21 protein-coding genes are annotated in these 21,192 nt (G+C 75.1%); 9 read left to right on the forward strand and 12 right to left on the reverse strand.

The annotated features are described in order from the left end of the window. Window positions 1-95 precede the first annotated feature (95 nt). From pdxS to thrS, 7 genes are all read right to left on the reverse strand, one after another. Complete coding sequence (pdxS, locus tag KPL57_RS49795; RefSeq protein WP_226357396.1) at window positions 96-1,013, reverse strand: pyridoxal 5'-phosphate synthase lyase subunit PdxS; 918 nt, start codon at window positions 1,011-1,013, stop codon at window positions 96-98. A 16-nt stretch (window positions 1,014-1,029) separates the two neighbouring features. Further along, window positions 1,030-1,617, reverse strand: coding sequence for an NUDIX hydrolase (locus KPL57_RS49800; RefSeq protein ID WP_226357397.1), 588 nt, complete (start codon window positions 1,615-1,617; stop codon window positions 1,030-1,032). Beyond that, complete coding sequence (locus KPL57_RS49805) at window positions 1,614-2,738, reverse strand: glycosyltransferase family 4 protein (RefSeq protein WP_226357398.1); 1,125 nt, start codon at window positions 2,736-2,738, stop codon at window positions 1,614-1,616. Before KPL57_RS49805 ends, KPL57_RS49800 begins: the two co-directional genes overlap by 4 nt. Then, window positions 2,735-3,625, reverse strand: a complete 891-nt coding sequence (locus tag KPL57_RS49810; protein WP_226357399.1) for a phosphatidylinositol mannoside acyltransferase — start codon at window positions 3,623-3,625, stop codon at window positions 2,735-2,737. The genes KPL57_RS49805 and KPL57_RS49810 overlap by 4 nt, the downstream gene beginning before the upstream one ends. Continuing rightward, window positions 3,618-4,232, reverse strand: a complete 615-nt coding sequence (gene pgsA, locus KPL57_RS49815) for a phosphatidylinositol phosphate synthase (protein WP_226357400.1) — start codon at window positions 4,230-4,232, stop codon at window positions 3,618-3,620. The genes KPL57_RS49810 and pgsA overlap by 8 nt, the downstream gene beginning before the upstream one ends. A 94-nt stretch (window positions 4,233-4,326) precedes the next feature. Next, entirely contained in the window at window positions 4,327-4,884 is a 558-nt protein-coding gene (locus KPL57_RS49820; RefSeq protein WP_226357401.1) for an HIT domain-containing protein, read from the reverse strand. A gap of 9 nt (window positions 4,885-4,893) precedes the next feature. Continuing rightward, window positions 4,894-6,948, reverse strand: coding sequence for a threonine--tRNA ligase (gene thrS / locus KPL57_RS49825; protein WP_226357402.1), 2,055 nt, complete (start codon window positions 6,946-6,948; stop codon window positions 4,894-4,896). Between the two features lie 112 nt (window positions 6,949-7,060). Between thrS and KPL57_RS49830 the strand changes: the two genes are divergently transcribed. From KPL57_RS49830 to KPL57_RS49845, 4 genes are all read left to right on the forward strand, one after another. Next, entirely contained in the window at window positions 7,061-8,068 is a 1,008-nt protein-coding gene (locus tag KPL57_RS49830) for an LLM class flavin-dependent oxidoreductase (protein WP_226357403.1), read from the forward strand. A gap of 17 nt (window positions 8,069-8,085) precedes the next feature. Then, on the forward strand, window positions 8,086-8,469 hold the full coding sequence (locus KPL57_RS49835; protein WP_226357404.1) for a nuclear transport factor 2 family protein: 384 nt from the start codon (window positions 8,086-8,088) through the stop codon (window positions 8,467-8,469). A gap of 383 nt (window positions 8,470-8,852) precedes the next feature. Then, a complete protein-coding gene (locus tag KPL57_RS68050; protein WP_264199418.1) occupies window positions 8,853-12,479 on the forward strand; it encodes a transglycosylase domain-containing protein in 3,627 nt (1,208 codons plus the stop codon). A 39-nt stretch (window positions 12,480-12,518) separates the two neighbouring features. After that, window positions 12,519-12,731, forward strand: coding sequence for a hypothetical protein (locus KPL57_RS49845; RefSeq protein ID WP_073574628.1), 213 nt, complete (start codon window positions 12,519-12,521; stop codon window positions 12,729-12,731). Between the two features lie 10 nt (window positions 12,732-12,741). On the opposite strand, the gene KPL57_RS49850 is transcribed toward KPL57_RS49845, so the two are convergent. Beyond that, the gene (locus KPL57_RS49850; RefSeq protein WP_226357405.1) at window positions 12,742-13,635 is read right to left on the reverse strand and encodes a LysR family transcriptional regulator ArgP; all 894 of its coding nucleotides are present in this window, start codon (window positions 13,633-13,635) and stop codon (window positions 12,742-12,744) included. A gap of 75 nt (window positions 13,636-13,710) precedes the next feature. On the opposite strand from KPL57_RS49850, the gene KPL57_RS49855 reads away from it, so the two are divergent. Genes KPL57_RS49855 through KPL57_RS49870 form a run of 4 tightly spaced genes read left to right on the forward strand, consistent with a single transcriptional unit; the run spans window position 13,711 to window position 15,933 of the window. After that, complete coding sequence (locus KPL57_RS49855; protein WP_226357406.1) at window positions 13,711-14,307, forward strand: LysE/ArgO family amino acid transporter; 597 nt, start codon at window positions 13,711-13,713, stop codon at window positions 14,305-14,307. 23 nt (window positions 14,308-14,330) lie between these two features. Then, window positions 14,331-15,161, forward strand: coding sequence for an AraC family transcriptional regulator (locus KPL57_RS49860; RefSeq protein WP_226357407.1), 831 nt, complete (start codon window positions 14,331-14,333; stop codon window positions 15,159-15,161). Then, window positions 15,158-15,550 carry a VOC family protein gene (locus KPL57_RS49865; protein WP_226357408.1) on the forward strand — a complete coding sequence of 131 codons (393 nt, stop codon included), beginning with the start codon at window positions 15,158-15,160 and terminating at the stop codon, window positions 15,548-15,550. Before KPL57_RS49860 ends, KPL57_RS49865 begins: the two co-directional genes overlap by 4 nt. Beyond that, entirely contained in the window at window positions 15,547-15,933 is a 387-nt protein-coding gene (locus tag KPL57_RS49870) for an MmcQ/YjbR family DNA-binding protein (protein WP_226357409.1), read from the forward strand. Before KPL57_RS49865 ends, KPL57_RS49870 begins: the two co-directional genes overlap by 4 nt. 1 nt (window position 15,934) lies before the next feature. Here the strand turns inward: KPL57_RS49870 and KPL57_RS49875 are convergent, their stop codons facing one another. Beyond that, the gene (locus KPL57_RS49875; protein ID WP_226357410.1) at window positions 15,935-17,113 is read right to left on the reverse strand and encodes a serine hydrolase domain-containing protein; all 1,179 of its coding nucleotides are present in this window, start codon (window positions 17,111-17,113) and stop codon (window positions 15,935-15,937) included. A gap of 124 nt (window positions 17,114-17,237) precedes the next feature. Here KPL57_RS49875 and KPL57_RS49880 point away from each other — a divergent pair, with 124 nt between their 5' ends. After that, window positions 17,238-17,834: a TetR/AcrR family transcriptional regulator gene (locus KPL57_RS49880; RefSeq protein ID WP_226357411.1), complete on the forward strand. Its 597-nt coding sequence runs from the start codon at window positions 17,238-17,240 to the stop codon at window positions 17,832-17,834. Between the two features lie 144 nt (window positions 17,835-17,978). Here KPL57_RS49880 and KPL57_RS49885 read toward each other — a convergent pair whose 3' ends face one another. From KPL57_RS49885 to KPL57_RS49895, 3 genes are read right to left on the reverse strand one after another with little or no spacing between them, the layout of a single operon-like run. Next, window positions 17,979-18,914, reverse strand: coding sequence for a proline/glycine betaine ABC transporter permease (locus tag KPL57_RS49885; protein ID WP_226357412.1), 936 nt, complete (start codon window positions 18,912-18,914; stop codon window positions 17,979-17,981). Next, window positions 18,914-20,122, reverse strand: coding sequence for a glycine betaine/L-proline ABC transporter ATP-binding protein (locus KPL57_RS49890; protein ID WP_226357413.1), 1,209 nt, complete (start codon window positions 20,120-20,122; stop codon window positions 18,914-18,916). Before KPL57_RS49890 ends, KPL57_RS49885 begins: the two co-directional genes overlap by 1 nt. Then, window positions 20,119-21,075, reverse strand: coding sequence for a glycine betaine ABC transporter substrate-binding protein (locus tag KPL57_RS49895; RefSeq protein WP_226357414.1), 957 nt, complete (start codon window positions 21,073-21,075; stop codon window positions 20,119-20,121). The genes KPL57_RS49890 and KPL57_RS49895 overlap by 4 nt, the downstream gene beginning before the upstream one ends. Window positions 21,076-21,192: the final 117 nt, after the last annotated feature.

Here is a 21,192-nt window from a genome sequence, read left to right on the forward strand (position 1 = left end):
CGGGTCACCGGACCGTGGCCCGCACCCGGGCGGGAACGACGAGAGCCCCGTCCGGCGGTGTGCCGGACGGGGCTCTCGGGGCGGAACGGGGGTGCTTACCAGCCGCGAGCGGCGTAGCGCTGCTCCTCGGGGATGTCGGCGATGTTGATGCCGACCATGGCCTCACCGAGACCGCGGGAGACCTTGGCGATCATCTCGGGGTCGTCGTGGAAGGTCGTGGCCTTCACGATCGCCGACGCGCGCTGCGCCGGGTCGCCGGACTTGAAGATGCCGGAGCCGACGAACACGCCCTCGGCGCCGAGCTGCATCATCATCGCGGCGTCGGCCGGGGTCGCGATGCCACCGGCGGTGAACAGCACGACCGGCAGCTTCCCGGTGCGGGCCACCTCGGCGACCAGCTCGACCGGGGCGCGCAGCTCCTTGGCCGCGATGTAGAGCTCGGCGGCGTCGAGCGAGGCGAGCCGGCCGATCTCGGCGCGGATCGAGCGCATGTGCCGGGTGGCCTCGACGACGTTGCCGGTGCCGGCCTCGCCCTTCGAGCGGATCATCGCCGCGCCCTCGGAGATGCGGCGCAGGGCCTCACCGAGGTTGGTGGCACCGCAGACGAACGGGGCGGTGAAGCTCCACTTGTCGATGTGGTGCGCCTCGTCGGCCGGGGTCAGCACCTCGGACTCGTCGATGTAGTCGACGCCGAGGGACTGCAGGACCTGGGCCTCGACGAAGTGGCCGATGCGGGCCTTCGCCATGACCGGGATGGACACGGCCTCGACGATGCCGGTGATCATGTCCGGGTCCGACATGCGGGCCACGCCGCCGTTGGCACGGATGTCGGCCGGGACGCGCTCGAGGGCCATGACGGCGACGGCCCCGGCGTCCTCGGCGATCTTGGCCTGATCCGGGGTGACGACGTCCATGATCACGCCGCCCTTCAGCATCTCGGCCATCCCGCGCTTCACCCGCGCGGTGCCGTGCTGCGGACCGGCGGTGTCGGGGGTGTTCTCAGCTGCGGACACGGGTGATCGGAGCTCCTCACATGACGGTCGGACTGCGTGGCGATTCTACGTGAGGTCGCGCAGGTGAACGCGGCGGTTCCGGATCGGCGATCTCGAAGTACACCGGCTCCGGTGCGGTGCCGTGCAGCCGCAGCATCCGCACCAGCCGCCGGGACCGCAGGGCACGGGTGTCGCGGACGGCGTCGTTGTGCACCCGGCGGGCCAGCACGACCAGTACCTCGGCGTCGGCGAGGTCGCCGCAGGGCCCGGGCTGCCCCGGCCCCCGCCCGACGACGGCGAGCTGCCTGGTCAGGGCGTTCTCCGCGGCCTCGCGGGCGGCGCGGCTCCCGGCCGGGTCCCGGCCGTCCGGGGCAGGAGCGGGCAGTGCCCGCGCGGCGACGGCGGCCCGGCGCAGGTCCGGCGGTGCGGCGGGACCGAGCGCGTCGGCGACGGCGAGCGCCACCCGGGCCCGGGCGTCCAGCGCCGCGGCGAGCCCGGCCCGGGCGGCGTCGACCCGCACGTGCAGCCGGTGCAGGCGCCGGACCCGTGTCACGCACCACAGGGTGAGAGCCGCCACCAGCAGCGCCGCGAGGACCACTCCCCCGGCCACGACGACCGTGCTCACCGCGCGCCCCCGCGCACCAGCGGCCGCGGTGCGCCGGCGATCGCCGCCCGGTACACGCGCAGCACGTCGGAGGCCACGACCGGCCAGTCGTAGCGCTGCGCCCGGTCCCGCCCGGCGGCGGCGAGCCGGGCGCGGGCGGTGTCGTCGTCGAGCAGGCGGGTCAGCGCCGCGGCCAGGGCGGCGTCGTCGCCGGGTGGGAACAGGGCACCGGCACGGCCGTCGTCGAGGACGGCGCGGAAGGACTCCAGGTCCGCGGCCAGCACCGGGGCGCCCGCGGCCATGGCCTCGGTCAGTACCATCCCGAAGCTCTCCCCGCCGCGGTGCGGCGCGCAGAACACCGCGACCGAGCGCAGCGCGGCGGCCTTGGTCACCTCGTCGACCGGCCCGAGCAGGTCGATCCGGCCCGCCAGCCCCGGCCCCGCGGCGCGCCGCAGCCGGTCGCCGTCGCCGCGGCCGACGACGAGCAGCCGCACGTCCGGGCGGTCGGCGACGACCCGGCGCAGTGCGGCCAGCAGCACCGGCATGCCCTTGCGGGGCTCGTCGAAGCGGCCGACGTACCCGACCCGCACCGCGGGCGGCAGGTCCAGCGCCGGACCGTTGGCGAACCGGGCGACGTCGACGCCGTTGGGGATCTCGGTGGCGTCACCGCCCAGGTGCTCGACCTGGACCCGACGGGCGGTCGCCGACACCGCGATCCGCGCCGTCACCCGCTCCAGCAGGGGGCGCGCCACGGGTCCGAACGCGGCGAGGACCCGGGACCGCTCGGTGGAGGTGTGGAAGGTCGCGACGACCGGCCCCCGGGCGTCGAGCAGCGCGAGCGCCGACACCGACGGGGTCGTGGGCTCGTGGACGTGCAGCACGTCGAAGTCGTGCGCGGCGAGCCAGCGCCGGGTGCGGTGGCGGGTCAGCGGGCCGAACGCGACGCGGGCGACGGAGCCGTTGTAGGGGACGCCGACGGCCCGCCCGGCCGGGGTGACGAACTCGGGCGCGGTGCCGGTCGTCGGGGCCAGGACCTCGACCGTGTGCCCGAGCGTGCGCAGCGCGGCGGCCAGGTCCAGGACGTGGCGCTGCACTCCCCCGGCGACGTCGAGGGAGTACGGGCAGACGATCCCGATCCTCATCCCGTGCCGACCGGCTGGAGCATGTGCCAGTCCCACGGACGGCGGGCGATCATGTCGCCGAACGCGTCGGCGAGGTGCTGGACGGCACCGGGACCGGGCGGGACCGGCGCGCCGACCTCGACACCCCAGGCGTCGTCGGTGAAGTAGGGGTAGGCCGGGTGCAGCGCGGCGCCGGTGAGCCGGGCGAGACGCGCCGGGCCGGACGGCAGCCGGGCGGGCCCCCCGAGGAACGTCACGTCGGTCCCGGTGCCGGTCAGGTCGCGGTCGGCGACCAGGCAGACGACGCCGCCGCGGCGCAGCCGCCCGGTCAGCGCGCGGTGCGCGGCGCGGGGGTCGTCGGCGGTCACGACCTCGAACCCGAGCGCGCGCCGGTAGGCGAGGAACCGGCGGAACAGCGGCTCGGGGCGCAGCCGCTGCACGACGGTGGTCAGCGCCGGTTCGAGCCCGAGCCGGTCGAGCTCGCGCAGCAGGTAGAGCCCGGCGAGGTCCCAGTTGCCGGCGTGCGGGAGGGCGAACACGACCCCGCGCCCGGACCGGGTGGCCGCCAGCGCGCCGGCGACGCCGTGGGCGTGCGGGTGCATCGCGGCGTGCACCGCGGCGGGGTCGAGGCCGGGCAGCGCGAACGCCTCGCGCCAGTAGCGGGCGTAGCTGCGCATCCCGGCGGCGACCAGGGCGTCGAGCTCGGCGGGCGTCGCGTCGGGGCGGGCCCGGTGCAGGTTGTGGCGCAGCCGTCGCACCCCGGGGCCGTCGCGGCGGACCGCGAGCGCGGCGCCGGCGTCGAACACCCGTCCGACGACGCCGGCCGGCAGCCGCCCCGCGACCCGCCAGCCCGCCGCGTACCCGGCGGCGCTCAGCGCGTCGGTGGTGCGCGTCCGCAGGTCAGGCACGCGGTGCCTCGCGGGAGCTGAGCCGCACCGCCAGGATCCGCTGGCCGAGGGTCACCGCCGTCCCGATCGCCAGCACGACGAGGGTGACGGTCAGCGCCCACGGCACCCCGATGCCGGACAGGAACGCCCCGACCAGACCGAGGATGAGCCGTTCGGCGCGTTCGACGAGGCCGCCCTCGGCGGTGAGCCCGACGGACTCGGCGCGGGCCTTGACGTACGACACGATCTGGCCGCCGACCAGGGCCACCAGCGCCGCGGCGCCGGCCAGGGGCTCGGCCCCGCCGGTCAGCGCCCACCAGGCGAGCCCGGCGAACAGGGCGCCGTCGACGATCCGGTCGCAGGTGGAGTCGAGCACCGCCCCGAACGGGGTGCCGTGCCCGCGGGCCCGGGCCATCGCGCCGTCGATCAGGTCGGTCAGCACGAACAGCGTGACCAGCACCGCGCCGAGGGCCAGCCAGCCGGTCGGCAGGAACGCCAGCGAGCAGGCCACGGCCCCGACGGTGCCGAGCACGGTCACGGTGTCCGGGCTGACACCGCGGTCGATCAGGGCCCGCCCGACGGGGTCGGTGAGCCGGTTGACGTGCGCGCGGGCGAACAGGTTCAGCATCGGCGGCTGCGTGCTCCCGTGCAGGACGGCGGCGGTGGGGGACGCTGCCAGCGTAGTCCGACACCGGGTCCGCCCGCCGTCGGCGCGGCCGCAGTCAGCGGCGTGGCGGTTCCCACGCCTGCGCCAGCTGGTCGCGGGTCTCGGCGAGCAGCTGCGGGATCACCTTCGTCTGCCCGACGACGGCGATGAAGTTCGCGTCCCCGCCCCAGCGCGGGACGACGTGCTGGTGCAGGTGCTCGGCCAGCGACCCGCCCGCGACGTGGCCCAGGTTCAGGCCCACGTTGAACGCGTGCGGCGCCGCGACCTTCTTCATGGTCACGACGGCCTGCCGGGTGAACGCCATCAGCTCGCCGGCCTCGGAGTCGGTGAGGTCCTCCAGGTCCGCGACGTGCCGGTAGGGCAGCACCATCAGGTGCCCCGGGTTGTACGGGTGCAGGTTCAGCAGGGCGAACACCTCGTCGCCGCGCGCGACGACGAGGTTGTCCGCGTCCGGGTCCGTCGAGTCGCCCAGGGTGTCCCCCCGGGCGATCCGGCAGAACGGGCAGCCGGTGTCACCGGCGCCCTGGATGTAGGCGAGCCGGTGCGGGGTCCACAGCCGGGCGAAGCCGTCGGGCGTCCCGGTCCCCTCCTGCGGGACCCACTCCTGCTCCATGAGCCGATCCTAGGCGCCGGGCCCGAAGCTCTCCGCGGTCGGCGAGGTGTTCGTGCGCGAACGCACCCACTCGATGATCGAGGTGACCGCCTGCTCGACCGGCACCGCGTTGGTCTGCGAGCCGTCACGGAAGCGGAAGCTGACCGCACCCGCCTCGACGTCGCGACCGCCCACGAGCAGCAGGAACGGCACCTTCTGCAGCGTGTGGGTGCGGATCTTCTTCTGCATCCGGTCGTCGCCGGAGTCGACGTCGATCCGGATGCCCGCGGCGCGCAGCCGGGCGGCGACGTCGCGGACGTAGTCGTCCTGGGCCTCGGTGACCGGGATCCCCACCACCTGGACGGGGGCCAGCCACGCCGGGAAGGCGCCGGCGTAGTGCTCGGTGAGCACGCCGAAGAAGCGCTCGATCGAGCCGAACAGCGCGCGGTGGATCATGACCGGGCGCTGCCGGGAGCCGTCGGAGGAGGTGTACTCCAGCTCGAAGCGGTCCGGCAGCATCAGGTCGACCTGGATGGTCGACATCTGCCAGTAGCGGCCGATCGCGTCGCGGGCCTGCACCGAGATCTTGGGGGCGTAGAACGCGGCGCCGCCCGGGTCGTCGTGCAGGGTCAGCCCGAAGCTCTCGGCGGCGTCGCGCAGCGCCTGGGTGGCCTCGGCCCACGACTCGTCGGAGCCGATCGACTTCTCCGGGTTGCGGGTCGACAGCTCCAGGTAGAAGTCGTCGAGGCCGTAGTCGCGCAGCAGGTCCAGCACGAACTGCAGCAGGCTGCGGATCTCACCCTGCATCTGCTCGCGGGTGCAGTAGATGTGCGCGTCGTCCTGGCTGAACCCGCGGGCCCGGGTGAGGCCGTGCACCACACCGGACTTCTCGTAGCGGTAGACGGTGCCGAACTCGAACAGCCGCAGCGGCAGCTCGCGGTAGGACCGTCCGCGCGAGGCGAAGATCAGGTTGTGCATCGGGCAGTTCATCGGCTTGAGGTAGTAGTCGACGGCCGGCCGCTTCAGCTCGCCGTCGGCGGTGTACTCCGCGTCGAGCTGCATGGGCGGGTACATGCCCTCGGCGTACCACTCCAGGTGGCCGGACTTCTCGAACAGCGCGCCCTTGGTGGCGTGCGGGGTGTAGACGAACTCGTACCCGGCCGCGGCGTGCCGCTCGCGGGACAGGTCCTCCAGCTCCTTGCGGACGACGCCGCCCTTGGGGTGGAAGACCGGCAGGCCCGACCCGATCTCGTCCGGGAAGCTGAACAGGTCCAGCTCGCTGCCCAGGCGGCGGTGGTCGCGCCGCTCGGCCTCGGCGATGCGCTCCAGGTAGGCGTCGTGCGCCTCCTGCGACTCCCACGCGGTGCCGTAGATCCGCTGGAGCTGGGCGTTGCGCTGGTCGCCCCGCCAGTACGCGGCGGCCGAGCGGGTCAGCGAGAACGCCGGGATGAACTTGGTGGTCGGCAGGTGCGGGCCACGGCACAGGTCCGACCAGACGACGGCGCCGGTGTGGGCGTGCACGTTGTCGTAGACGGTGAGCTCGCCGGAGGAGTCGACCTCCATGACCTCGCCGTCGTCGGCGCCGCCCTTGAGGTCGATCAGCTCCAGCTTGTACGGCTGGTCGGCCAGCTCCGCGCGGGCCTCGTCCTGCGAGGCGTAGCGACGGCGCTCGAAGCGCTGCCCCGCCTTCACGATCTTCTTCATCGCCGACTCGATCTTCTTCAGATCCTCGGGGGTGAAGGGGGTGTCGACGTCGAAGTCGTAGTAGAAGCCGTCGGTGACCGGCGGGCCGATGCCCAGCTTGGCCTTCGGGAACAGCTGCTGGACGGCCTGGGCGAGCACGTGCGCCGCCGAGTGCCGGATGACGCTGCGCCCCTCCTCGGTGTTCGCCGGGACCGGCACGACCTCGGCGTCGGCCTCGGGGGCCCAGGCCAGGTCGCGCAGGGCGCCCTCGGCGTCGCGCACGACGACGATCGCCTCGGGACCGCTGGTCGGCAGCCCGCCCTCCCGGACGCGCGCGCCGGCGGTCGTCCCGGCCGGCACCCGGATCGGGGCGGACGCGGGCGGGGCGGACGGTGCGGACACGGGGGTGCCTCCAGGGTGGTGCGAACGGATGGACCTCCGATGCTAGTCGGGGGCCGCGAACCGGTTTCGACCGCCGGGAAGACACCCGGCGGGTGCGGGTGTTGCAGCCGTCGTGGTCCCTCTCTCCGTGCTCGACCTGGTCCCCGTGGCCGACGGCTCGTCGGCCACCGACGCGCTGGCGCACAGCACCCGCCTGGTGCGACGGGCCGAGGAGCTGGGCTTCACCCGCTACTGGGTCGCCGAGCACCACGGCATGCCCGGGATCGCCAGCTCGTCGCCGCCGGTGCTGATCGCGCACCTGGCCGGGGCGACCGAGCGGATCACCGTCGGCTCGGGCGGGGTGATGCTGCCCAACCACCGCCCGCTCGTCGTCGCGGAGCAGTTCGGCACCCTCGAAGCGCTGCACCCCGGCCGGATCGACCTCGGCATCGGGCGCGCCCCGGGCACCGACCCCCGGACCGCCGCCGCGCTGCGCGGGACCGGGGCGGACCGGCTGCACGCCCCGGACGACTTCCCCGACCAGCTCGTGGAGCTCGCGGCCTACTTCCGTGGCGACGCCGGGGTGCTCGCCGTCCCGGCCGCGGGGAACGCGCCGACGATGTGGCTGCTCGGCTCGTCGGGCTACTCGGCGAAGGTCGCCGGGATGCTCGGGCTGCCGTTCGCCTTCGCCCACCACTTCTCGGCCGCGAACACGCTGCCCGCGCTGGAGCTCTACCGCGAGCACTTCCGGCCCTCGGCGATGCTGGAGCAGCCGTACTCGATGATCGCCGCCGCCGTGACCTGCGCCGACACCGACGAGCGCGCCCGCGAGCTGGCGGTGCCCTCGGCGCTGCAGTTCCTGCACCTGCGCCTCGGCGACCCGCGCCCGCTGCCCGGCCCCGAGGAGGTCGCGGCCTTCGACTGGACCGACGCGGCCCGGGCGTTCGTCGAGCAGCGCCAGGCCGACCAGGTCATCGGGTCGCCGGAGACCGTGCGGGCCGGCGTCGAGGAGCTCGTGGCCCGGACCGGGGTGGACGAGCTGATGGTGACGACCTCGACCTTCCGCGGCGAGGACCGGCTGCACTCCTACGAGCTGCTGGCCGGCGCCGTCGGCCTGCGCCCGGCGGCCGCGGCCGCCTGACCCGGGGAGTGTGGGGCATGATCGCGGGCGTGAACGACGCCGCCGCCCGCTTCCGGGCCGCGATCGAGGCCGGAGACCTCGACGCGGCCGTCGCCCTCTGCCGCGACGACGTCGAGTTCCGCTCGCCGGTCGTGCACCGCCCCTACCGGGGCCGGGACGCGTTGCGCCCCATCCTGGGCGCGGTGTTCACCGTCTTCGGCGGGTTCCACTACGTCGCCGAGTACTCCGGCGACGACGGGCACGTCCTCGAGTTCGCCGCGACCGTCGGGGAGCGCGAGGTGCAGGGCGTCGACGTCCTGCGCACCGACGACGAGGGCCGGATCCGCGAGCTCACCGTGCTCGTGCGGCCGCTGTCGGCCGCGGTCGCGCTGCGCGACCGCATGGGCCCGCTGCTCTCCTGACCCGTCGCCGCAGGTCGGCGTCGGGGTTGCCGCCGCCCGTCGATCGACGACGGCCGGTCGTCCCGCCGGGTGCGGCCGTCCGGCCGTCCGGCGCTGGGCCGCCCGCGCGTCGTCGCACGCAACCGGCCGTTGCTCGACGCAGTGATCGTGTCGCCTGTGCATCCCTTCGGCCGCGGGCACGATGGTCCGCATGCCGCACCATGATCGGGCGATCCGGTCACGGAGCGCGCCATCACCCCGCTGACGTGCCGACATTCGAGTGACGTCGATCGGGTGGGCACAACGCCGCCCTCCGGTCCCTCGTTGACACAGCGAACTCGTTGACCGGGTGAGACCACGCCACCGTCCGGCTCCGCCGGCCGTCGACCAGAAGGGAGAGCCGGTTGCCCGCAGGCCCGCCCCCACCGCCGCGGTCGCGCCGCTCCCCCGAGTCCGATTCCCACGGATCGTCCGGCTCCGGTCGTGCGGTCGACACCGAGGAGCGCCCGACCGGTCGGCACGGCAGCGACCAGGTCGCCCGCGCCGACTCCGGCGCCCCGGCCCGGCACGGCGCCCCCGCCGGTGGACGGCGCGCGCGGTCCGCCGAGCCGGAGGCCCGTTCCTTCGCCGACGTCGTCCGGGCGACCGGGTCGACCGGACGTTCCGGCCCGGACGGGGCACGCGGCACCGGGGAGGACGGCGGCACCGGCCGTCGGCGCTCCCGGCGGGCCGGCGAGGCCGCTCCCGCGACCGCCGCCCCCGGTACCGGGGCCCCGGCGGATGGCGCCCCCGCACACAGCGCCCCTGCGAACGGCGCTCCCGTGAACGGCGCTCCCGTGAACGGCACCTCTGCGAACGGCTCGAGCAACGGCTCCGGGGGCAGCGGCTCCGGCACCCCCGGCCCCGCGGGCAGCGGCTCGGGCGGCAACGGCTTCGGCACCCACGGATCCGGGGGCAACGGCTCCGGCGTCAACGGCTCCGGGGGCACCACGAAGGTCGGGCTGCGCGTGCGCGGCGGCACCGTGCCCCGCGAGCCCGGCAGCACCCCGCGGCCCGGCACCACCGGCGCGACCCCCGCGGGCCCGCCCCCCGCGGCCGAGCCCCGGCACACCACCGGCCCGCAGCGGCGCCCCGGCGCCGGCGGGCCCGGCCGACCGGGCCCCGCGCCGTCGTTCCCGGCCGGGCAGCCCACCGCGCCGGCCCCGGCCGGGCCGGTCGACCACCCGGGGACCGGGGCACCACGGCCCGGCACCGGCGACGCCCACGGCGCCGCGCCTGCCCCGGGGCACCGGAACACCGGGCCGCAGGCCCGGCCCCGCCCCGCCCCGGCGGCGCCGAGCGCCCCCGGCGCCGGTCCGCAGAGCGCCGCGCCGCGCCCCGGGCAGCACCCGTCGCTGCCGCCGGTCCCCCGCCCCGCCGTGCCCCCGACCGGTGCCACCCGGCCCGGCCCGGCCTCCGCCGCCACCTCGGCCAGCACCGGGGCCACCGCTGCGGCCACCACGGCCGTCGCCGCGCCCTCGGCACCGTTCCCGGGCCCGGCGGCCCCGGACGGCGCCGCCGCGGCCACCCGCACCGGCCGCCGTCGTCGTCCCGAGCCGGACGAGGGCGCCGGGTCCACCACCGACGCCCTGCCCGCGCGCACCGGCGGGCGCCGCCGCCGTCCCGGACCCGGCGACGCCGCGACCGCGCTCGCCCCCGCCGCCGAGGCCCCGACCGGGCTCGTGCCCGCCACCGCCCCGCGCGGCGACGGCGGTGCGCCCACCGCCCTGGTCGCCGCCCCCGGCGACGAGGCGGGCACCGAGTACGTCGACGCCGCGGCCCCCGGCCCGCGCCGCCGTCGCCGCGCCGAGCCCGACGGACCGTTCGACCGGGTCATCGCACTCGTCGGGCCCGGCGTGGGTGTCGTGCGCCGCCGCCTCGGCATCCTCGACGCCGACCAGAAGGCCGCCCTCTCCCCCGAGGAGCGCCGGACCCGGCGTCGCCGGCAGGTCGTGTACTCGCTGGTCGGTACGGCCGCGTCGGTCGTGCTGCTGCCGCTGCTGCTGCTCGGGCTCGGCTGGCTGCTGTTCCCGATCCCCAGCACCGACGACGCGGTGCAGAACCAGATCGCCACCGTCTCCTACGCCGACGGCGGCCAGCTCGCCCGCCTCGTGCCCGAGCAGGGCAACCGGATCAAGGTCGGGATGGACGCCATCCCGGTGCACGTGCGCGAGGCCGTGCTGGCGGCCGAGGACCGGTCGTTCTACTCGAACCCGGGCTTCGACTTCACCGGCATCCTGCGTGCGATGGTCGCCCAGCTGACCGGCGGCGTCGGCGGCGGGTCGACGATCACCCAGCAGTACGTCAAGAACACCCTGGTCGGCAACGACGCGACGTACTGGCGCAAGTACAAGGAACTGATCGTCTCGCTGAAGGTCTCCGGGCAGAAGTCCAAGGACGAGATCCTCAACGACTACCTCAACGCCATCTACTTCGGTCGCGGCGCCTACGGCATCGAGTCCGCCAGCCTCGCCTACTACGGCAAGCCCGCGGCCCAGCTGACCCCCAGCGAGGGCGCGCTGCTCGCCGGGATCATCCAGTCGCCCTCCAACTGGGACCCGGCGAACTCCCCGGACCGGGCGAAGCAGCGCTGGAACTTCGTCCTCGACGGCATGGCCGCCCAGGGCTGGATCTCCAAGGCCGACCGGCAGGCCGCCGTGTTCCCGCAGACCATCGCCCCGGAGAACACCTCGCGCTCGTCGTCGCTGACCGACGCCCGCGGCCACATCCTCAACGCGGTCCGCTCCGAGCTGGGCTCGCTGGGCATCTCCGAGCAGGCGTTCGCCCAGGGCGGCCTCCAGGTGACGACGACGATCGACCCGCAGCGCCAGCAGCAGCTCACCGACTCGGTCGAGCAGAAGCTGCGCGGCGAGCCGGAGCTGCTGCGCACCGGCGCGGTCGCGATCGACCCGCGGACCGGCGGCATCCTCGGCTACTACGGCGGGTCGAACGGCACCGGCCTGGACTACGCCCAGGTCATGAAGCAGCCCGGGTCGACGTTCAAGCCGTTCGCCGTGCTCGCCGGGCTCCTGAACGACCCGCCGATCGGCCTGGGCACCACCTTCGACGGCTCCGAGCGGCCGGGGCTGCGCAACGCCGAGGGTGCCAACTGCCCGCGCTGCGACCTCAAGCAGGCGATGACGATCTCCAACAACGTCGTCTTCACCAAGCTCGCCGCGCAGGTCGGGCCGCAGAAGGTCGCCGACGCCGCCCGCCTCGCCGGGATCACCGCGCCGCTGGAGAACCCCGACGCGCGGCTCCCGCTGGGCAACAAGGAGGTCACGCCGGTCCAGCTGGCGTCGGCCTACGCCACCATCGCCGCGGGGGGCGTCTGGCACGCCCCGCACATGGTGTCCAAGGTCGTCGACTCCGACGGCCGGGTGCTCTACGAGTACCAGCCGGGCGAGGGCGAGCAGCGCTTCCCCGAGCAGGTGGCGCGCAACGTCGTCGAGGCGATGATGAACGTCGTCGACAACGACGGGCTGCAGCTGCCCGACGGGCAGGAGGCCGCCGGCAAGACCGGCACCGTCCAGTCCCGCTTCGAGGGCCAGAACAACGACGCCTGGTTCGCCGGTTTCACCCCCGGGATCGCGACGGCCGTGTGGGTCGGCACCGACCGCAACGACCCGATCCAGGACTCCGCGGGCCGCCCGATCAACGGCGCCGACCTGCCCGGATCGGTGTGGAAGGCGTTCATGTCCGACACCGTGCGCACCACCGGCACGGCCGAGTTCCCGGCGTTCAGGCCGATCGGCGAGTCGCCCTCCACCCTGGCGCCCAACGAGCCGACCGCCCCGCCGACGCCGACGAGCACGCCGTCGGCCGAGCCCACGCCGGAGCCGAGCACGGACCCGGTCGCCCCCACCGATCCCCCGGCCCCGGTCGAGCCGACCGGCGTTCCGGAGCCCACCGGCGACCCGGTGCCCGCCCAGCAGGACGAGACGCAGCCGGGTGCCGACGCGGGCCGCGCCGCCGACCCGACCGTCGGCTGATCCGCCCCGTTCGCGCCGCGGTCGGGCTACCGTGGACGGGTGACCGGTGACCATCACTTCGAGGTGGTGGCCTGGCGGGCGGACCGCAGGCTCACCCTCTACGTGCCGGGCATCGAGGCGTCGACCACCGTCGACGACCCCCGGGTGGCCGAGGACGCGGTCCGCGACCTGATCGCGGACCTCACCGGCGTCGACCGCGGGGTCATCACCTGCGACATCCGGCTCGGACGCCCCTGGCGGTCCGGGATCTGAGACCTCCCGGTCAGCGGGCCGGCGGCACCAGGATCGTCGCCGCCGCCGCGCAGACCGACTCGGTGAGCGCGTCGAGCACCGTGGTGCTGAGCTTCCAGTGCTGCCAGTACAGCGGGACGTCGAGGTGCCGCTCGGTGTCGAGCAGCACGAGCCGCCCGGCGGCCGCGGCCTCCCGCGCCGGGCCGTCGGTGAACATCCCCCAGCCCAGACCCGCACGGATCGCCTCGTGGTACCCGTCGGCGGCGGGCACCCGTTGCGCCGGGCCGGTGCACGGCCGGTGGGTGAGCCCGCGGACGAACCGGGTCTGCAACACGTCCTTCGACCCGAAGTCGACCCGCGGGGCGAGCGGGAACGCCTCGGCCGGGTCCCGCCCGGCGAACCACCGGTCGTACACCGGCCGGGCGGCGACGGGCCGGTAGCGGGTCGCGCCCAGCGGCCGGACCGCGCAGCCCTGCACCGGTGCCGACGACGTCGTCACCGCCCCGACCACCGAGCCCTCACGGAGCAGGGCCGCGGTGTACTTCTCATCGTCGACGTGCAGGTCCAGCCGGACCCCGTGCCGCGCGGCCAGGGGGACCACCGCGGACAGGAACCAGTGGGTCACCGAGTCCGCGTTCACCGCGATCGGCAGGTGCGTGCCCGCGGTGTCGGCGCTGCCGAACCCGGCCTCGACCTCCCCCTCCAGCACCGCGATCTGCCGGGCCAGCCGCAGCAGTGCGGCCCCCTCCTCGGTCGCGACGCACGGACGCGTGCGGCGCACCAGGATCCGGCGCGCCTGCCGTTCCAGGGCCTTGATCCGCTGGGACACCGCGGACGGCGTGATCGACAGCCGCGCGGCGGCGGCGTCGAAACCGCCCTCCTCCACCACGGCGCTCAGGGTGGCCAGCCGCTCCCGGTCGTACATGAAGCGAATCTACAGTTCATGACGTTCTTTCAGTTGCTGACACACTTCTGATGCGATCGGCCTAGCGTCGGTGGCGTGAGTGTGCTGGCGGGATTCGGGACGGGACTGTCGCTGATCGCGGCGATCGGGGCGCAGAACGCGTTCGTGCTGCGGCAGGGGCTGCGACGCGAGCACGTGCCGGCGGTGGTGGTGTTCTGCGTGCTGGCCGACCTGGTGCTGGTGACCGCGGCGGTCGCGGGCGTCGGGCTGCTCGTCGACCGCGTACCGGGGCTGGTCGAGGTGGTGCGCTGGGGCGGCGTCGTGTGGCTGACCGGCTACGGCCTGCTGGCGCTGCGGCGCGCCCTCCGGCCCGGTGCGCTCGACGCCGACCCCCACGGCTCGGCCCGGCCCCTCGTGCCCGTCCTGGGGAGCGCGGCGGCCCTGACCTTCCTCAACCCGCACATGATGCTGGACCTGCTGGTGCTCGGGTCGCTGGCCGCCGCGCACGGCGACGACGGCCGGTGGGCGTTCGGCGCCGGGGTGGTCGTGGCCAGCCTGACCTGGTTCTCCGGGCTCGGCTTCGGCGCGGCGCGGCTCGCGGGGCTGTTCGCCCGGCCGACGGCGTGGCGGGTGCTCGACGGCGTCGTCGCCACGGTGATGCTCGGCCTGGCGGTCGCGCTGGCCGCCGGATGAGGAGTGGGGGTACAACATCGTCCATGTCCGCCGAGTACGTGCCGGGGCGACCGCCCGCCGCGCTGCACGGGCACGTGCTGCGCTACCTCGGCTACCGCGAGCACGCCGCCGCTCCCCTGCGTCGTCGCCAGCCGCCGTCCGCCGGGACCGCGCTGATCCTGGGGCTGCACCCGCTGACGCTGTCCGGGCCGGCCGTCGGGACCGGGTCGGCGGCCGCGTTCGTCGGCGGCCTGAGCGACACCTGGGTGCTGACCGAGTTCACCGGCCCGCAGGCCGGGGTGCAGGTGGACCTGACCCCGGCGGCGACCTACACCCTCCTCGGCGGGCGGGCGCTGCCCGGCGGCACGGTGCCCCGCCTCGACGAGCTCGACGACCCCGTGCTCGCCGCGCTGCCCGCCCGGCTGGCCGCCGAGCCGACCTGGGACGGCCGGTTCGCGCTGGTCAGCGCGCTGCTCGCGGACCGGCTCCTGGACGACCGGGCCCGCGTCCCCGCACCCGAGGTGCGCTACGCCTGGGACCGGCTCAGTGCGACCGCGGGCCGGGTCGGCGTCGCGGAGCTGGCCGCCGAGACCGGCTGGAGCCGCCGCCACCTGCAGTCCCGGTTCCGGACCCAGGTCGGTCTCGCGCCCGGGACCGTCCGCCGGGTGCTGCGCTTCGCGCGCGCCGCGGAGCTGGTCGGGGCCGGGCGGGCACCGCTCGCCGTGGTCGCCGCCGGCTGCGGCTACGCCGACCAGGCCCACCTCACCCGCGAGTTCCGGGCGCTCGCGGGGATCACACCCGCCGCGTTCCGGGCCGAGCAGTTCCCATTGCTTCAAGACGCACCGCCGCGTCCCGGTCAGGATCGGGCGTCATGAGCATCCACCCCACCCTCCGCTACGACGACCCCCGCGCCGCGATCGCGTTCCTCACCACCGCGCTCGGCTTCCGGGAGGTCGCCGTCCACACCGGCGACGACGGCGGGGTCGCCCACGCCGAGCTCGCCTGGGACGACGGCGACGACACCGGCCTGGTCCTGATCGGACCGCGCCGCGCCGGGGGCGACCGCTTCGACACCGGTCGCGCCGTGATCTACCTGACCTGCGACGACCCGGACGCGGTGCACGCCCGCGCGGCCGCTGCCGGCGCGGAGATCACCATGGCGCCGGTCGACCAGGACTACGGTTCGCGCGAGTGCGCCGTCGCCGACCCGGAGGGCAACACGTGGAGCGTGGGGACCTACCGGCCGTCCCCGGGGCGCCCGTGACCGCACGCCACCCGGACCCCGCCGACCCGCTGCCGTGGCTGCGGGAGATCTGCCTGTCCCTGCCCGAGGTGACCGAGAAGGTCAGCCACGGGTCGCCGTCGTGGTTCGTGCGGAAGATGTTCGTCTCCTACGCCGAGCACCACCACGGCCACCCGCACCTGGCGTTCTGGTGCGCCGCGCCGCCGGGCGTGCAGGCCGAGCTGGTCGCCGAGGACCCGGCCCGGTTCTTCCGGCCCGCCTATGTCGGCCACCGCGGCTGGCTCGGGGTGGTGCTCGACGGCACCGGCCCCGACGCCGCCGACCGCGACGAGATCACCGAGATCGTGACCGACGCGTGGCGCTGCGTGGCCCCGGCCCGGCTGGCCGCCCGGCTCGACAGCTGACTCAGGCCGCGGCGCCCGACTCGCGGACGGACCGGAGCAGCGCCGTCAGCAGCCGGGCGTGGTCGGCGTCGGCCTGGCTCGGGACGAGGAAGCGGCGGCGCAGGAAGGCATAGGACAGCTCGTTGCGCGGGTCGGCGAGCGCCTGCTGGCCGCCAGCTCCGCTGTGGCCGAACGACCCGGCCGCGAGCATCGGGTAGACCTCCGAGGAGACGTGGAACCCGACCGCCCACGCCTTGTGCCGGCGCAGGACCAGGTCGAACCCGGCGGTCTGGATCTGGGCGAACGCGGCGAGGGTGTCCGGGCGGAGCAGCGCGGGGCGGCCGTCGACCGGGCCGGTCGCCGCGGCGTAGAGCGTCGCGAGCGCGCGGGCGGTCCCGATCCCGCCGAGCGAGGCCGGCCCGCGGGAACGGACGACCGGGTGGGCGGGCAGCTCCCACACCTCGCAGCCGTCGGGGTGCCTGCGGTTGAACGCGATCCCGGGGAGACCGTCCGGTGCACCCGCGCCCGCGGCGAGCTCCCGCAGCCGCTCGGGCGTGGCGATCATGGGCTGGGGGGCGAGGAACCGCCGCTCGTCCTCCGCGGGCAGCCCGAGGTGCAGGTCCAGGCCCAGCGGCCCGGTCAGCAGCTCGCGGACGAGCGCGCCGACCTCGGCCGAGGTGGCGCGGCGGACGACCTCGCCGGTGAGGGCCGACTCCACCAGGGCGTGGTAGCCCGACGACGTGCCGGGACGCCAGAACGGGCGCTGCGCGCCGAGCCGCTCGGCGACCAGGTGGTCGTCGGAGAGCTCGTCGACGGAGAAGCCCTCGGGTGTGCCGACCAGGCCCGCCTGGTGGGCGAGCAGCTCGCGCAGCAGCAGGTCCTGCTTCCCACCGGTAGCGAACTCCGGCCAGTAGTGCGCGACCCGCTCGTCCAGGTCGAGGACGCCCTGCTGGACGAGCAGCGCGACCAGGAGGTGGGTCACGCCCTTGGACGCCGAGTAGATGCCCTGCAGCGAGTCGGGCCCGGTCTCCGGCCCGGCCCACAGGTCCACCACCGGGCGCCCCCGGTACCGGGCCGCGACCTGGGCGTCGAGCGGCGCCCCCTCCGCCGCGAGCAGCGCGGCGAACGCGTCCCGCACGGGCTCGAACCCGTCGGCCACCGTGCCCCGGACCGCGTCCGTGGCCGTTCCCGTGATCGTCATACCGCTCCCCGCTCTCCCGCCGACGCCAGTTAGTAACCATTGGATACTAACCGGCGCGGGAACCGGGTCGAGCCCCGACCGCCGCCGCCGGACGAGGGACCGGTCACGTCCTAGAGTCCGGGGCATGACCCGGACGCCGGAGGAGCCCGCAGCGAAGCGACCGCCGGGCCGCCCGGCGCGGATCAGCCGCGACGCGATCGTCGAGGCGGTCGCCGCCACCGCGAACCTCGACACGATGACCGTGCGCGAGGTGGCCGCGCGGTTGCAGGTCACCCACGGGGCGCTCTACCGCTGGGTGCGCACCCGCGACGAGCTGGTCGACCTGGTCAGCGGGACCCTGGTCGACCGCGTCGTGCGCAGGATCGACGGCGCCGCCGGGGAACCACCGACCGCCCCGGAGCTCCTGCGACGCCTGGGGTGGGCCATGCACGACGAGTTCCTCGCCCTGCCCGGCTACGCCACCCACCTGTCCCGGCCGCACCGCCACCACGGGCCGTCGGTGGAGCGGATCCGGGACACCGTCGTCACGGCGCTGGTCCGCGACGGCGTCGACGGGGCGATGGCCGAGCAGAGCTGGCAGATCTTCGTCACGTGCACGGTCGGCTGGCTGGCCGCCGTCGAGAACGCCCAGCACCCCGGCGCGGGGACGCCGCACTTCGCGGTCTTCCTCGACGTCCTCGTCCGGGGGCTGCCCGCCCGGGACCCCGGCACCGGCCGGTAGCGCGGGACCACGCGCTCCCACGTCCGGATCCCCGCGGGAGGCACGGCGGTGATCACCGGTTGTGGAGGATGGCGCCCGCGTCGCGAACGGATCGCTCCATAACCGGTGATCTTCCGGCGCCGGCGGGGCCGAGGCGGCGCCCGGTCAGGCGTTCGCGCCGCTCACCGCGGAACCGGCCGGAGCCGGGGAGGTGTGCTCGGCGGCCGGCGCCGCGGCCTTCTGCGGACGGCGGGCGCGCAGCCGCGCGAGCAGGCTCCCCTCGGGGCGTTCGGCCAGTGCCGAGGTGAACCGGTCGAGGAAGATCGCCACGATGACGACGGCGAGCCCGCCCTCGACGCCGGTCGCGATGTCGAGCTGGGTGACCGCGCTGACCACCGTCGTGCCCAGCCCGTCGGCACCGGCCAGGCCCGCGACGACCACCATCGACAACGCCAGCATGATCACCTGGTTGACGCCGGCCATGATCGAGGGCAGCGCCATCGGCAGCTGCACCTCGCGCAGGATCTGACGCGGGTGCGCCCCGAACGCGTGCGCGGCCTCCACGACCTCACCGTCGACACCCCGGATGCCCAGCTCGGTGAGCCGGACCGCCGGCGCGATCGAGAACACGATCGTCGCGACGACGCCCGGCACCACGCCGATGCCGAACAGCAGCACCACCGGGATCAGGTAGACGAACGCCGGGACCGTCTGTGCCAGGTCGAGGACCGGGCGCAGCGTCCGGCTCGCCGCGCGGCTGCGGGCGGCCCAGATGCCCAGCGGCACACCGATCGCCACCGCGATCAGCGCCGCGACGAGCACCAGGCCGAAGGTCTCCATCGTCTCGGTCCACAGGTCGAACGAGGACACGAGGAGGAAGCCGACCAGGGTGAACACCGCGAACCCGACCCCGCGCACGAGCAGCGCGAGCGCCACGAGCAGTACCAGCCAGACCCACCACACCGGGGCGGTGAAGACCGAGGTCACGGCCTCGACGACGGCAGTGATCGCGACCCCGATGGCGTCGAACACGACCCCGGCGTTCTGCAGCAGCCAGAGGATGAACGCCTCGACGTAGCTCCCGAACTCGAACCTGGGCATCAGGCGTTCCTCCCGTCGGCGGCGGCCTCGTCGTGGGTCGACAGGGCGGCGAGCACGGCACCCCGCGGGACGACGCCGGTGAGGCGGCCGTCGTCGACGACCGCGAGCGGGACCGGGTTGCGTCCGACCTGGTGCAGCAGGTCGATGAGCGGCCGGTCCGGTTCGGTGGTGCGGTACTCCTCGACCAGGGCGGACCGGTCGATGCCGGTGGCGCCCCGTCCCGCGGCGTGGCCGAGCCAGTCGTCGCGGACGACGCCGAGGATGCGGTGGTCGTCGTCGACGACGTAGGCGCCGGTCGCCTCGGCCCGGCCGAGCCGGACCAGCACGTCGGCGGGGCGCTCGTCGAGGGTCACGGTGATGCGGGCCTCGCGGATCACGTCGGCGGCGGTGAGCACCCGGCTGCGGTCGACGTCGGAGACGAACTCGGCGACGTAGTCGTCGGCCGGGGACTCCAGGATCTGCGGTCCGGTGCCGACCTGGACCAGGCGGCCGTCCTTGAGCAGCAGGATGCGGTCGCCGAGCAGCATGGCCTCGTTGAGGTCGTGGGTGATGAACACGATGGTCTTCTTCAGGTCCCGCTGCAGACGGACGAGCAGTTGCTGCATGTCGCGCCGGATCAGCGGGTCCAGCGCGGAGTAGGGCTCGTCCATCAGGAGCACGTCGGTGTCGCTGGCCAGCGCCCGGGCGAGCCCGACGCGTTGCTGCATACCGCCCGAGAGCTGGCCGGGCAGCGCGTCGGCGCGCTCGCCGAGGCCGACCTGCTCCAGCGCCCACTCCGCCTTCTCCCGGCGGGTGCGGGCGTCGACGCCGCGGATCTGCAGCCCGTACTCGGCGTTCTGCCGGACGGTGCGGTGCGGCAGCAGCGCGAAGTGCTGGAACACCATCGCGATCCGCTCGTTGCGCAGGGTGCGCAGGTCGGCGTCGCCGAGGGAGCCGAGGTCGCGGCCGTCGACGGTGATGCTGCCCGAGGTCGGTTCGATGAGCCGGTTCAGCAGCCGGACCAGCGTCGACTTGCCCGATCCGGACAGGCCCATGATCACGAACAGCTCGCCGTCGGCGATGTCGAAGGACACGTCGTGCACGGCGAGGGTGGCGCCGGTGCGGCGCTGGATCCCGCTGCGCCCCTCGCCCTCCCCGGCCAGCCGGACGGCCTCGTCGGCGGCCCTGCCGTCGCCGAAGACCTTGGTCAGGTTCCGTACCTCGATCATGCTCCGGCTCCCACCCACTGGCGGACGCGGTCCGGGTGCGCGGCCACGTAGTCCCGCGCCACCACCTCCACGTCCTCGTTGTCCACGTCGACCCGCTGGAGCATCTGCTCGACATCGGCCAGCGGCAGCTCGAACCGGCGCAGCATCGCCGCGAATCCGGGGCTGGTGCGTGCCAGGTCCGGGCTCGCCGCGGTCCAGGCCGAGTACGCCGGCATGGCGCAGGCGCCGTCGCCGGTGGTGTAGCAGTCCTCCCGTGCCGGGGTCGGCTCCGTCAGCTTCGTCAGCCGGAGCTCCTCGAAGATGTAGTGCGGGCGGTACAGGTAGACCAGGATCGGCTGGCGGCGCTCGTAGGCGCGGCGCAGCTCCGCGATCTGCGCGGCCTCGCTGGAGGTCACCTGCTCCAGGTCCAGCCGGTAGCCGGCGAGGCGCTTCGCGTTGTACTCGGTGGTGAGGAAGCTGGGGTCGGAGTCGACGAGCCGGTTGCCGAGGGCGTCGGCGTAGTCGTTCAGCTGGGTCACGCTGGTCAGCCCGGCCAGCGGCTGACCCGGCTCGACCGCGTAGCTGGGGACGTACCAGCCCTGCTCGGCTCCCTGGTAGGTCGGATGCACCAGCCCGATCCGGTCCTGCGCCTTCGCGGCCAGCTCGGACTGGTTGGGCATCGCGACCTCGGTGAGGGCGTCGACGTCGCCGCGCTGGGCGCCGGCCCAGGCGGTCGCGGGTCCGACCTGGATGGTCTTGAGCCGCCCGACGCCGAGCTCCGGGTGGGTCGCGACGACCTCACCGAGGATCGCGTTGGTCAGCTTCGCCGCGCTCCACGGGAACTGGGCGAGCCGGACGGTCGGGCCGTCGGCGCCGGCGGACGCGCAGCCGGATGCGGCCAGCAGTACCGCGAGCAGGGTGGTGACCAGGCGGACCGTCCTGGTCCGGGGTACGGCAACGGGCGGATCGGCCACGGGGGCACGTCCTCTCGGGGGTCGTCGACTCTCCGCGTCCCGGTCGGCTTCAGGACACGCGGGCAGGCGTCAACGACAGGCGGACGACCACATCCGGCACAGGTCGACGTGCAGACG

It is taken from the genome of Pseudonocardia sp. ICBG601 (assembly GCF_020496245.1).